Raw genomic sequence first — 12,797 nt, 5'->3', positions numbered from 1 at the left:
CAGTAGAACATCGTTCTACAAGCGCTGTCAACGAATGGTCGACCACGGATCAAGAGATATCCAACGACCGCGCCGACTCCGCACGGCGCTCAATCGACTCCGCCATACGCAGCCAGGCAGCGCTTCGCTCACGCGCCAGCTGCGCCACGGTGTGCAGGTGATACTCCGGCAATCCGGAAATGGCTTGAATGCACCCGCTGCGATCGAGCGCGGTGGAGTCGAGCCACCGCAGTAGCCACCGCCCGCCCTCGGTCAGGCGAACCGCCGGGTCACGCCGCAATCGCTGCATCATCAATTCCGGTGCAGCCGAGTCCGGTTCACCGAGCCCGTCGGCCCGCCTCGCGTCCACCTTTCCGTCCGAGCCACCCGGTTCCGGCCGCACGGCGGTTCCGTCCTCTGCCGAACGCTGCCGGGCGGGCAGCGGGTGATCGCCCCGCCGTAGCCGGCTTCGCACATCCTTCGCGGTGGTGAGCGAGATCCCCGCCTCATCCGCGACGTGGCGCAGTGGCAACCGCGGCTGCGCCTGCAACAGCTCCGCGGCCCGCAACCGTCCGTCGACCACCGGTCGCCGGCTGAGCTTTCCGTTTCGCGCAAGCCGTTCGGTCGGTTGCGGAATTTCCGCGGCCGCCCCTCTGCGGATCGATCCAACGGTCTTGTCGGACAGCCCGGTTACCGACGCGACGTATCGATCGGACCAGGCCGGACAGTCACGAAGAATGCGGAGGGCAGCGCCTTTTCGATCCGCCAGCGACAGCGGTAGGCCATGCCGCACGTTCAACCGAACCGCAAGAGCAAATGCCTCCTGATCGGTCACGTCCACCAGGATCGCGCGGACGACGGTCTGCCCACGAAGAGCTTCCGCCCGCAACCGGTGGACACCATCGATGACCCGCATTCGACTGCGCTGAACCACAATAGGAGGAAGGTCGGCTCCGGACTCCGCCAGCGCACGCACATGTGCGACGTTCATCCCTCCAACACGCACACCCTCAATTGCCCCCAGCTTCTCCATCGGGACCAGAGTGACGTCCGCGGGCGACAAGTCGCTGTTGCCGGCGGTCGATAGGCACCGATCGAGCAGTCCACCGTCCACTATGGCATTTTGCTGCGGCATCAAGCCCTCCTCGACCAGCCAAACCTCGTACAGAACGTTCGACATATTCGATATGGACTGCACCACAACATACTTCGACCAACAGTGGCGCCGTTGCCGATCACACCTTCGGAAATCACAGTGCGGTTGCGCGAAAAACTCTGCAGAACAGGCCAGCTCGGTATCCGAACACTGTGTCGGCTCCCCGACCGACACGTCACGATCCTGCCTGCAGCAACCTTTATCAAGCCTTAATTCAGCTGCCAGAAACCAGAATTTCGGCAATCCGGAACGCGACCGTAAAGAAGACAACACCATGGTGAACAAGCAGTTCACCATCGGCGAAGCGTCAGCAATCACAGCGAGCGTCGATCCGAGGCTTTCCGCCGAGCAGACAACACCCCACCAAAACTGATCGATCGACCAGTCCACAGCGCCGCCGACCTGGGCGGATGACCGAACTACTCACCGCACGAGGTCGCATTGTGTGTTGGGCGCAAAGGGAATTCGACTTGTACGATGCGGACGAACAGGTCGCAGTGCAAAGGTCCGGCGCAGCCGAGGAATCCACCTGATTACCCGCACGAGTCCGCCACACAGCCTGTTGCTACCGATGGAGGATCGCTTGTGCGCGTTTTGGTTGCCGAAGACGACGACGACCTGCGTCCTGTCATCGTGATCGCCCTCCGCGGTGGGTCCCTTTCCGTCGACGCGGTCAGTGATATCCCGGAGGCCGACGAAGCGTTGGCCGTAACCAGCTACGACTGCGTCGTATTCGACCGAATGCTGCCCAGCGGCGATGCCGCGCACTACGTTGCGAGCCGACGCCGCCGAGGCTGGTCGACCCCAACGATTTTCCTCTCCGCGCGCAATACCGTCGATGATCGCGTCCGAGGGCTCGAATATGCCGACGACTACCTCGGCAAGCCCTTCGCCGTGGCCGAACTGGTCGCTCGAGTGCGAAGCCTGTGCCGGCGGGTGGACAGAGGAGGCCCGTGCGTGATGCAGTGCGGCGACCTCGAGATGGACCTCGGTCGGCGTGAGGTCCGTCGCCGCGGAGTGCTGCTGAGCCTCACCCACAAGCAGTACTCGGTTCTCGAGCAACTCATGATCAACGTCGAGCACACAGCGTCCCGCTCCGCCCTGTTCGAGCACTGCTGGGACGAACACGCAGCCGACAATGCCAACGCGCTGGACGTCACGATCGCGTTGCTCCGCCGCAAACTCGGTCCACCCGAAATCATCCAGACGATGCGCGGGTACGGGTACCGGCTCGTCCCTACCGAATGAGGCGCTCGAGGCTTCGCCGCGGCGTCCTGGCCCGACGATTGCGGCACACTCCGTTGATCGTGGTCGCGGTCCTGACCGGCTTCGCCGGTATAACGCTGTCCAGCTTCGCGGCATTCGCCCTCACAGTGCAGGAAAACGCGGATACAGCGCAACTCGATGCCGACCTGACCTCCGTAGCTTCGGCAGCCGCACACCAAGTCGCCAGTAGCCAGGCAGGCGTTGTACCACAACAGTTCTCGGCGTTCACGAACACTGCCGAACTGGTCACCTACCAGGGTCACGGGTTGTCTCGCATGGACAACGATTGTCCGCAATTCGCCGTCGTGTTTGCGACCAGCGCCGGAACCCAGGAGTTCCGCAGTGCGAAGCACTGCACCGTCGATCTCGACGACCCGCTCCTACAGCAGCTCCGTGCGCGCGCAGTCCGCACCCACGCGGCGGTACGGGCGACCGTGGCCGACGACGGAAGCGACGTGCGCGCAGTGGCTGCGCCAGTGGACGATTGGCGCTACGACCGATTCGGCGGAGCCGCCATAGCATGGACGGACATCGGCCCCGACCGATCTCGAGAGGATCAGGTTGCCGCACTGACCTGCGGCCTCACGTCCGCGCTCATCGCCTTGTTCGGCGTCACGACCTATGTTCTGACAGCACAACTCCTGCCGTCGCGAATCCGCGCACTCGAGCGCCAGGAGACAGTCCTCGCCGGAGCCGCGCATGACCTGCGGGCGCCGATCGCGGCGCTACGCGCTCTCGCCGAAACCGCACGCGACCACCCCGACCAACGCACCGAACTACTCGACCGCACCGTCCAACTGTCCCGCCGGATGGGCGACATCGTCGAGGATCTGCTCTCGCGCGCCCGCCTCACCGCGGGAATCGAGGAGATGGAGTCCCAGCCCCTGCGGCTGGACCAGATCGTCACCGATCTCATCGACGAAATCGACCCCAACGCAGCAATATTCACATCAACCACCGCACCGACCGTCGTCAACGGAGACCCAACCCTGTTACGCCGCGCGCTCCGGAACCTTCTCGACAACGCCGTTCGGCACGGCCACCTGCCGGATGAGCCCGCCCGCGTACACGTCACGGTCGCCGGCGGCCGGGTAACGGTTGCCGACCAGGGCCCCGGACTCGACGACCGTGACGTCGACTCGATCTTCGAGGCATTCCACAGCAGCGCGGGTTCGACAGGTCTAGGCCTGCACATCGCCCGATGGGTGGCCCACGCCCACGGCGGCACACTCGATGTACACAGCGCCGATGGGGGCGGCGCGATCTTCGAGCTGGCGCTGCCGACACCCGCACGCGACCTGTAGAGGCACACAGCACCGATCGGAGCAAGACGATGAGCGACCTCACCAAGAGCAGGATGACCGCTGCCGAACGATGCGAACAGATACTTCGAGTCGCCGTCACCACTTTCGCCGAATCCGGTTACACCGCAACGCGTACCGACGACATCGCACGACGTGCCCATGTGTCACAGCCGTACGTGTTCAGACTGTTCGGCACCAAACAGCAGCTCTTCCTGTCGGCCTTACACCACGTCTTCGATCGAATCGAGGAGATAGTGGAATCGACAGCGGCGCAAGATAATTCCAAGACACCGCGCACTCCCGCAACCCTGCTGCTGACCGAGATATGCCGCGCGTTGGCCGACGAACGCGAACTGCTCCTGGTCGCACTACACGGCCTGGCCGCAGCCTCGGAACAGGCCATCCGCCGCGACCTCCGCCTACGCTGCGACCGCCTCTACCGACTCGTCCCCGAGTTGACGCGAGCGTCCGCAGACGAGACGCGTCGTTTCATCGCCGCAGTCGCCCTGCTCACCGTTTCGTCCGCGCTCGATCCCGACACCAAGCGCACCGGATCGACCGACCGAGACTCCGGACGGTCGGAAGATCGAGCCTTTGACGGCGGTCCCGCTCACGACCGCGCCGAGGCGACTCTCGGCAAGCCCGCGCAGCGCGCAAGGTCGACCCATCCTCGGCAGCGCACGGAACTGCTCGATCGCACCGTCCGATCATCACGCCGGACGGGCGACATCCTGGACGATCTACTTTGGCGAGTACGCATGACTGCGGGCACCGACGAGATGGAATGCCAACCCCTGCGCCTCGATCGGATCGTCACCGACCTCATCGACGAAATCGACTCCGGCGCAGCAAAAATCACCTCAACCACCGCACCGACCGTGGTCTACGGCGACCCAGCCCTACTGCGCCGCGCCATCCGAAACATGCTCGACAACGCCGTCGGCTACGGTCACCTGCCGAACGAACCGGCACGCGTCCACGTCACCGTCGCCGACGGCCGGGTGGCCGTCGCCGACGAAGGCCCCGGACCCGAAGACATCGATATCGACGCCATCCTCGAGGACATCCACGGCGGCGCAGGCTCGACCGGCCTCGGCGTGGCGATCGCACGCCGGATCGCACACGCCCACGGCGGCACATTGGAGGTGCACAACGCCGCCGGCGGCGGCGCAATCTTCGAGCTGACCCTGCCCACACCGGCACGCGACCTGTAGCGGCCGAGAATCCCACTACCGGAATAGTAGAGATGCTGCACATCGACCAACTCATGTTCGGATGGAGCACCCCCATCCCGCCCTACATCATCTCAGTCGCAGGATCCGTGCTCGGCCTTCGCTGCACCAAGCATGCCCGCTCATCCAACAGATCCGGCCGCTGGCTCTTCGCCGCCGCCATCGCATTGGGTGGCTGCGGAACGTGGGCCATGAGCTTCATCGCGATGCTCGGATTCGGAATTCGTGGCGTCAGCATTCGCTACGACGTTCCGACCACTCTGTTCAGTACAGCGATCGCCATCCTGGCGGTCTGGATCGGCCTCTGGATCGTGCTGCGTCGGCGGCAGAAGTTCGTGCTGCCCATCCTCGGCGGGATCCTCGCCGGGTTGGGCATAGCCACTATGCAATATGTCGGACTGCGCGCGATCCGTTGCGGCGCACACATCGATTACAACTCTGCTCTCGTAGCAGCGTCGATCGCGCTCGCGGTCATCACGGCCACCGCTGTGCTGTGGTTCGCCCTGCGGGTACACGGCCACCTCGCAGCTTTCGGCGCAAGTCTGATCATTGGTACTGCCGTGTCCGTAACGCATTACACCGCAATGCTATCCATGCGTGCCCACGCCACGCTTCTTCCCTCCTCCCTCACCGGCGTCCGGTCCGTCGAACTGCTCGCCCCCCTCATCACCATTGTCGCTGTAGTCATGATCACCTTGACCATCGTCGTCGGTCTCGCCGAGGTCGTCCCCGCTGATCTGAGAGACACCCCGACCCGGCCGGACCGCAACAGATCGGGCTCGGTCAAGTCCCGGGGCGCGGTGTAACTCCGGCGGTCAGGCGAAGGGCCATGACCCGCATCACCAGTCCTTCTGGGCGCGCCGGAATCGGCCATCTTCCCCATCAGTGGTTGTGAACTGACCCCATGATTTCGGTCCGGTCCTGGACCGGACCACGGGTCCCATCACCCTCACTGCCACTTCATGGCGACTGGGTTGCACTCCAGACCCGGATCCGACCTAGCAATCCACGGTGCAGTGATTCAATTGCCGGTTGCTTGTCTCACGACCGATGTCGCGCACCCCGAACCCCATTGAGACCACAGGCATGAGTGCATGTTGCTTGGCTCATGAAGCGCAATAGCGTGCGATTCTTCCTTGCTACCGCTTCTACTCGACGGAGCGGGTGCGGATCGCTTGTTGGCCGGTTCGCACTGCAGATGTAAGTCCCCATCGATAGGATCTGCAGCATGTCGATCGGGGTGGGAGCAATTCATCGGATGCATAGGTTGCTGTCGAGCGCATGTGCGGCGGCCGCTGTGGCCGGACTGATGGCGACCGCTACGGTCGCGCACGCGGGGACCGATGGCGCTTCGTGCGCGCAGGGCTGGCAAGCCGATATTCTCGCGTCGGGTCTGGGTGGTCTGGAGAATCTCGAGCCCGACGGGGGCGGCGGCTTCTACGTGTCCGGCATCGTCAAAGGCGTCCTGTACCACGTCGATTCCAGCGGCGAGGTCACCACGCTGCTGTCGGGTCTGGACAATCCGGCTGGGCTGCGGCTGGTCGGTGACGATCTGTACTTCCTGACCGGCGACGGCACCGCGTTCACCGGCACCGGCACCCTGCAGCGCTACAACGTGACCACCGGCGCGGTGACAGCGCTGTTGACCGGGCTGGTTCAACCCAACGGGTTGCTGCTGCTTCCCGACGGGGACCTGCTCATCTCCCACCTGTCGATTCCCATACCGGTGGGCATGAGCCGGTATCGGCCGTCCACCGGTGAATTCACCCCGCACTGGTCGAATACGCCCTACCCCAACGGTATTGCGCTGACAGCGGACCAGACAGCCATCTACACCGAGAACGACTTCACCTCGCAGGTGCTGAGGATTCCGCTGGATGCGCCGACGGCCGCCACCGTGGTCGCCGCCGTTCACGACGGCCTCTTCCCGGGCCTCGACGACATGCAGGCCACCCAGGCCGGGCAGCTCTATCTCGCTGGCGACACCTCCGGCAGCGTCTACAGCATGGATCCGGCGACGGGCGCCACCTGCACCATCGCTACCGGCTGGCAGACCTCGAGCCCGATGCTGCCCAACGGCCCGACCTCGGTCCGGATCGCCCGCGACGGACAGGGCTGGGCGCTGTATGTCACCAGCATCGACGGCAACCTACGCCGCCTGCGTCCTCCGCCCGGCGTCGACCTCACACCCGTACTCGCCGACACCGACGTCAGTACCCCAGGGTAGTCGACGCCGTCGACTGTCGACGCGCCGGACGACCGGATCGCGGGAACGCTCTGAACCTGGTCGTAGTGGCCGCAAGTCGGGCATGTGATGTCGATTCCCACAGTGGCCACCCGTCCCAGTGCAATTGCGCCTCAGTATCTTGCCCCGGCCCCAGATCGACGCGGCACTGGCAAGTTGGTTTCACTCGGCATCCTGTAGGTTGTCCCGGCCCTCTTCTACGTCCTCTTCAGCATCATCGCTCTGGGCGATCCCGAAGCCACCTCGTCCCTACCCTGGTTCATCTGCGCGAACTCGGCATTCGTCCTCGCGCTCGCCACCCCTTCGATCCTTCTGTTCTTCACCGCATCACGCAGAACTCGCCTAAACAATCGGATCGTTCGCGGACTTCCCTTCGCTCAAAGTGTTTGGCGAGCTGGCCACTACTGCCACGGCTGCGGCTCCTGCTTCTGGCCCTACGAGCCTGCACCTGGCGTCCCTGTACGACATGCTGTCTCGCTGACTCAGTTTCGGGGAATCGTCTGGAACGCAGGCCGTTACGCGAACGCGTGACGAATCTTTCGCTCGCGTTCGCTTGATAGACGAACAACGAACACGACAAACAACCGAGCAAGGATGAGGGCAGGCCACCGAGCCCGCCCCGTCGAGAGCGCGGCGCACACCCAGGGAGTCCACGCTCGCACGGGTCTTCCATCTCCTCGACGCGTGCCCGCCGCTATGAGCTGTGCAGTTCGCGCAATTCCCGTCGCAGGATCTTTCCTGCCGCGGACTTCGGGATCGCGTCTATGAAACGGACTTGACGGATCTTCTTGTGCGGCGCGACGCGTTCAGCGACATAAGCCATCACCGAGTCAGCAGGGAACGACTCTGGTGCGGTTGTGACGACGAAAGCCTGTGGGATCTCACCGGCTTCGGGATCCGGGATTCCGATGACCGCGGCGTCAACGATGAGCGGGTGGGCCAGCAGGATCGCTTCGAGCTCGGCCGGGGGCACCTGGTAGCCCTTGTATTTGATCAGCTCCTTGAGACGGTCGACGATGTAGACGAATCCGCGATCGTCCACGACGGCGAGATCGCCGGTGTGCAGGAAACCGTCTTCGTCGATCGTCTCCTTCGTGGCAGTCTCGTTGCCGAGGTAGCCGACCATGACATTGGGGCCCTGAATCCACAATTCCCCTGGAGCGCTGCGCCCTTCGGACGGTAGTGCCACCTCCGCGCCGGTCTCGGGATCGATGATCTTGTTGACCGTGTTCGGCACTGGCCGACCGACCGAATCGGCGGGCGCGTCCTCACCGACCGCCACGGTGTGGCTGACCGGGCTGAGCTCGCTCATCCCGTAACCCTGGTGGACGCGGCAGTCGAGCCGGGTCGCGACCTGCCGGGCCAGCGCGCCGTCCAGCGGGGCGGCGCCGGACACAACGGTGTGCACGCTCGACAGATCATGCTCCGCCACGGCGGCGTGCTTGGCCAGTGCCAGCACGACCGGCGGGGCGATCGGCAGGTAGCTGCACCGGTACCGTTCGATCGCAGAAAGGAACTGGCCCAGTTCGAATTTCGGCATCGTAACGACGGCGGATCGGCTGTACAAGGCGGCGTTGAGCAGGACGGTGAGCCCATAGATATGGAAGAAGGGCAGCACGGCGAGAACCCGATCGGCGGCGCCGAGTCCGGACAGCCGCGAAATCTGGCAGACGTTCGCCACCAGGTTGTAGTGGGTGAGGATCACGCCCTTCGGCCGTCCGGTGGTGCCCGACGAGTAGGGCAGCACCGCGGGGTGCGTCAGCGGGTTCAGGTCGACCGCGGGCGCCCGCAGTCGCTGATCGAGCAAGTCGCGCATACTGGGATGCCCTGGTGCGTCATCAAGCACGATCACCTGTTCACGCACCATGCCGACGGCCCGGGCTGCCGGCAAGGCGTGGGGAAGCAGCGCCGCCGTCGTGATGAGAAAGGTCGCACCGGCGTCGGTCAGTTGCGCGGCGACATCTTTCTCCGGATACAGGGCGTTCACCGGCGTGACGGTCCCGCCCCCCTCAGGACGGCGTGCAGTGCGATGACGAAGGCCGGACTGTTCGGTGCGTACAGACCGACCACGCCGCCCGGTTCGAGACCACGGCTCGCGAGCGCCCCTGCGGCCGCCTCGATTTCCTCCACCAGCTGTCGATAGGTGTGGGTGTCGCCCGAGGCGCTGTCGATGAGGGCGATGTGGTGCTGCTCGTGATCGTTCAGCTCGCCGAAGAGGAAGTCATGAACGGCGACTTCGGGAATGGCGACGTCCGGGTGTGGGCTGGCGAAGCTCACGACGAAACTCCTTGGAACTTGTGCGGATCGGTTCCGGCGACTCCGCGCCACCGGAACCGGTCGTCCATCAGCGGGTGGTGGGCAGGCCAAGGCTCAGATCGTGGAGCAGGCTGTGGACGTCGGCCATCTGGCCATTGCGTTCCACGTAGCCCATCAGATTCTGCCCCGAACCCCAGCCGAGCAGGCGCTGCACCTCCTCGGACAGTCCGAGCAGTTTCTCCCTCGGGATGGAGAGGTACTGGTTCTCCTCCTGGCGCAGGCAGGCCAGATCGAACGCCATGGTCACGCCCGTTCGAGCGCTGTCGGAAGAGTTGTCGCCGCCGCCGTGGTAGGTCGATCCGATCCAGATCAGCGCCGAACCGGCCTGCATGACCGTTGGAACGGCTTCCTCATGCTTGGGTCCGCGCTCGTCGTCCCAGCGGTGGCTGCCCGGAATGACCAGGGTGCCACCGTTCTCGGCGGTGAAGTCGCTGACGGCGACCATGATCTGCACACGGCCCTCGCGACCGTAGTCGGGATGCCGCCACAGAAAGCTGCCGTCGTCACGGTGCAGGCGCTGCGCGCCCTGGCCAGGGTGGATCTGGATGGCCTGGGTGACGCCGACCTGGATGTCGGGTAGCACCTCGAATCGATCGTCGCCGACCCAGAGCGCGATCGGCTGCTGCAGAATCTTCTTCGCAGCACCGTAGTAGAGCGGATGCAGCGCGATCTCCGGCATCATGTCGATCCTGCCGAAAAGCCCTCCAGCCCTACGTGTCTGGGTGCCCGCGAAAAATTCGTCCTCGCCGTACCCGGTGGTGTCCAGAATCGGTTCGACCTGGCGGCGCAGCTCGGCGAGGCGGTCCGCGTCGATGAAGTCCTCGACGATGACGCCGCCGTCGCGCCATATGACCTCCACGATCTCATCGACCGTCGTCGTCGATGGAAGGTTGGTCAGCGTGGTCTCGGTGGTCATGGTGGATCTCCTATTCGGCGAATGTGGGCTGGGCGGCGAGTGTTTCGATCTGGGCGAAGATCCCCTGGTCTCCCAGGCCCGCCGCGCACGCCGCGCGCAGGTTGTCCAGATTTGCGGACATCAGCGCGGCGCGCTGTCCCGCACGCACCATGGAGTCGCGCCAGGACTCGACCGCGGCTGTGTAGATGTCCAGTGTCGCCTGATCGGTGTCGTATTCGCGGGTCTCGAAGGCGGACAACGCCTCTCGCAGCAGCTGCAGCAGTTTGTCGGTCCACAGATGCAGTACGTGCGACATCTCCGAGACCGGGATCCCTTCGGCGCGAACATATGCCGCGGCTTCGTGGAAGGCGCCGAGCGACACATTGAAGAAAGCACCGGCCATTGCCGCGTCGAGCACGTTCGCCGCGCCGGGCCGCGTGCCGACGAAGCGGGACTGGGCCGCTATCGGGGTAAGCAGATCGCGCACCTGGCTCCAGGCTTCCTCGGATCCGGAGTAGTTGATGCCCGAGTTTTCGGTGCCGATGTCCTCCGGATAGGCGGAGATCGCGCCGTCGAGGTACCGGCCGCCGCGACCGGTCACCCACTCGGAGAACTCGTTCGCTTCTTCGGGCGATCCGGTGACAGCGTTCACCACGGCCTTGCCGGCTAGAGAATCACACTGTGCCAGGACCGACTTCGCGACGCCGTAGTCGAGCAGGCTGATGAGGACAATCGGCGCGGCGGCGACGGCGGCCGACGGTGAATCCGCCACAGTGGCCCCTGCGGCGCCGAGCGCGGCGCATTTGTGCGCCGTCCGGTTCCAGACCGTGACCCGGGCCCCGGTGTCGAGCAGGCCTTTGGCCAGGGCGGACCCCATGAGTCCGGTGCCGAGCAATGCGATGTCCATGTCGTTCAGTTCTTTCCGGTAGTGAGGCGGTGGTAGTCGGATTTGCGGAAGATTTTGGTGCGTGCCCAGTACTCGACGGTCGTGCCGGGCCAGAGGGTGTCGATGCGCCCGTCCTCAGACTGGTACCAACTGGTGCAGCCGCCCGAGGCCCAGACCGTGCGGCGCATGCGCCACTGGGTGTGGTCGTAGGCCCGGCGTTGCACGGTTCGGTCCAGGTCGAGCGCGGCGATACCGTAGCGCCGCATGTGACGGATCGCGGAGGTGATGTACCGTGCCTGGGCTTCGATCATGAAGACCACCGAATTGTGGCCCAGTCCGGTGTTCGGCCCGTTGAGGAAGAACAGGTTCGGGAATCCGGAGGTCGCGATGCCCAGTTTGGTGGCGGCGCCGTTTCTCCAAGTGTCGGACAATTCGGTTCCGCCCCAGCCGAATACCTTCATCGGTGCGAGGAAGTTGGTGGGCTGGAATCCGGTGGCGAAAATGATCGTGTCGACTTCGTGTTCTTCTCCGGTGGCGGTGACGATCGACCCGGGCCGGACCTCGCTGACGGCATCGGTGACAAGGTGCACGTTCTCGCGTTGCAGCGCGGGATACCACGCGTCGGACACCAGACGGCGTTTACAGCCCGGGTCGTAAGCGGGCGTGACTTTGGCCCGCAACGCGGGGTCAGGGACCTGCCGCTCGAGTTCGGCGAGCGCGGCATGGCGGTAGTTCTCGATGCGGCGACGGTCACCGAGGAATGCGCTGGCCAGTCGCTCGAACACCCAGTAGGTACGCCACCGCGACCACCGCTGCCGCCATGGACTGCGCGCGAAGGCCGCTCGGGTCGCTTCGGGCAGCGGTGCGTCCCCGCGGGGCAGGATCCAGTTGGGCGTGCGCTGGAAGACGATCAGCGATTCCGTCGAGGCGGCAATCTCCGGCACGAATTGGATTGCGCTCGCGGCAGATCCGATCACCGCAACGCGTCGCCCGGTCAGGTCGAGGTCGTGCTGCCACTGCGCCGAGTGGAACGCGACACCCTCGAAGGTCTCCAGACCCGTCAGTCGGGGTACGAACGGATTGCTCAGTCCGCCTGATCCGTTGACAACGACCGCCGCGAACACCTCTTCACCGGAGGCGAGTTGCAGCGTCCAGCCCAGGCCGGCCTCGTCGAATCGCATTTCCGCGACTTCGGCGCCGAATCTGATGTGCGGTATCAGTCCGTACTCGTCGGCGACCCGACGGAGGTAGTCGTGCAGTTCCGACCAGGGTGGGAAGATCCTTGTCCAGTCTGGATTCTGTGCGAAGGAGTAGGAGTACAGCACGCTCGGCACATCGCAGGCCGCGCCCGGATACGTGTTGTCACGCCATGTTCCGCCGATGTCGTCACTGCGTTCGAACACGGTGAAGTCGTGAATGCCTTTCTTTTTCAATGCGATTGCCATGCAGAGACCCGAGAATCCGGTCCCGATGATGGCGATGTGGCCATTCGTGTCGCTGATTGCCATGTGTGCGCCT

The 12,797-nt window shown here is 64.6% G+C and carries 9 protein-coding genes and 1 pseudogene; 5 read left to right on the top strand and 5 right to left on the bottom strand.

What is annotated here, in order from left to right; genetic code table 11:
* Positions 1-49: 49 nt before the first annotated feature.
* Positions 50-1,525: a ParB/RepB/Spo0J family partition protein gene (locus ACFXIV_RS40410; RefSeq protein ID WP_379403025.1), complete on the bottom strand. Its 1,476-nt coding sequence runs from the start codon at positions 1,523-1,525 to the stop codon at positions 50-52.
* A gap of 195 nt (positions 1,526-1,720) precedes the next feature.
* Between ACFXIV_RS40410 and ACFXIV_RS40405 the strand changes: the two genes are divergently transcribed.
* From ACFXIV_RS40405 to ACFXIV_RS40385, 5 genes are all read left to right on the top strand, one after another.
* Positions 1,721-2,383, top strand: a complete 663-nt coding sequence (locus ACFXIV_RS40405; protein WP_379421423.1) for a winged helix-turn-helix domain-containing protein — start codon at positions 1,721-1,723, stop codon at positions 2,381-2,383.
* 59 nt (positions 2,384-2,442) lie between these two features.
* Complete coding sequence (locus ACFXIV_RS40400; RefSeq protein ID WP_379421422.1) at positions 2,443-3,705, top strand: sensor histidine kinase; 1,263 nt, start codon at positions 2,443-2,445, stop codon at positions 3,703-3,705.
* A 29-nt stretch (positions 3,706-3,734) separates the two neighbouring features.
* Positions 3,735-4,919 carry an ATP-binding protein gene (locus tag ACFXIV_RS40395; protein ID WP_379403514.1) on the top strand — a complete coding sequence of 395 codons (1,185 nt, stop codon included), beginning with the start codon at positions 3,735-3,737 and terminating at the stop codon, positions 4,917-4,919.
* Positions 4,920-4,951: 32 nt separating this feature from the next.
* The gene (locus ACFXIV_RS40390; RefSeq protein WP_379421421.1) at positions 4,952-5,743 is read left to right on the top strand and encodes an MHYT domain-containing protein; all 792 of its coding nucleotides are present in this window, start codon (positions 4,952-4,954) and stop codon (positions 5,741-5,743) included.
* 422 nt (positions 5,744-6,165) lie between these two features.
* On the top strand, positions 6,166-7,164 hold the full coding sequence (locus ACFXIV_RS40385; protein WP_379403512.1) for a hypothetical protein: 999 nt from the start codon (positions 6,166-6,168) through the stop codon (positions 7,162-7,164).
* A 712-nt stretch (positions 7,165-7,876) separates the two neighbouring features.
* Here ACFXIV_RS40385 and ACFXIV_RS40380 read toward each other — a convergent pair.
* From ACFXIV_RS40380 to ACFXIV_RS40365, 4 genes and pseudogenes are all read right to left on the bottom strand, one after another.
* A pseudogene (locus tag ACFXIV_RS40380) lies at positions 7,877-9,459 on the bottom strand (AMP-binding protein).
* A gap of 67 nt (positions 9,460-9,526) precedes the next feature.
* Positions 9,527-10,414, bottom strand: coding sequence for a phytanoyl-CoA dioxygenase family protein (locus ACFXIV_RS40375; protein WP_379403511.1), 888 nt, complete (start codon positions 10,412-10,414; stop codon positions 9,527-9,529).
* A 10-nt stretch (positions 10,415-10,424) separates the two neighbouring features.
* The gene (locus ACFXIV_RS40370; RefSeq protein ID WP_379403510.1) at positions 10,425-11,300 is read right to left on the bottom strand and encodes an NAD(P)-dependent oxidoreductase; all 876 of its coding nucleotides are present in this window, start codon (positions 11,298-11,300) and stop codon (positions 10,425-10,427) included.
* 5 nt (positions 11,301-11,305) lie between these two features.
* On the bottom strand, positions 11,306-12,787 hold the full coding sequence (locus ACFXIV_RS40365; protein ID WP_379403509.1) for a flavin-containing monooxygenase: 1,482 nt from the start codon (positions 12,785-12,787) through the stop codon (positions 11,306-11,308).
* Positions 12,788-12,797: the final 10 nt, after the last annotated feature.

The organism is Nocardia sp. NPDC059236 (assembly GCF_042754085.1).
Lineage (GTDB): Bacteria > Actinomycetota > Actinomycetes > Mycobacteriales > Mycobacteriaceae > Nocardia.
Note: the sequence above shows the minus strand (reverse complement) of the source record. Positions and strands in the feature narration are given on the sequence as shown.

What these genes read in the sequence shown, in the direction of transcription:
- ACFXIV_RS40395 (WP_379403514.1), top strand. Translation starts at nt 3,735, where the DNA reads ATGAGCGACCTCACCAAGAGCAGGATGACCGCTGCCGAACGATGCGAA.
- ACFXIV_RS40390 (WP_379421421.1), top strand. Translation starts at nt 4,952, where the DNA reads ATGCTGCACATCGACCAACTCATGTTCGGATGGAGCACCCCCATCCCG.
- ACFXIV_RS40385 (WP_379403512.1), top strand. Translation starts at nt 6,166, where the DNA reads ATGTCGATCGGGGTGGGAGCAATTCATCGGATGCATAGGTTGCTGTCG.
- ACFXIV_RS40375 (WP_379403511.1), bottom strand. Translation starts at nt 10,414, where the DNA reads ATGACCACCGAGACCACGCTGACCAACCTTCCATCGACGACGACGGTC.
- ACFXIV_RS40370 (WP_379403510.1), bottom strand. Translation starts at nt 11,300, where the DNA reads ATGGACATCGCATTGCTCGGCACCGGACTCATGGGGTCCGCCCTGGCC.
- ACFXIV_RS40365 (WP_379403509.1), bottom strand. Translation starts at nt 12,787, where the DNA reads ATGGCAATCAGCGACACGAATGGCCACATCGCCATCATCGGGACCGGA.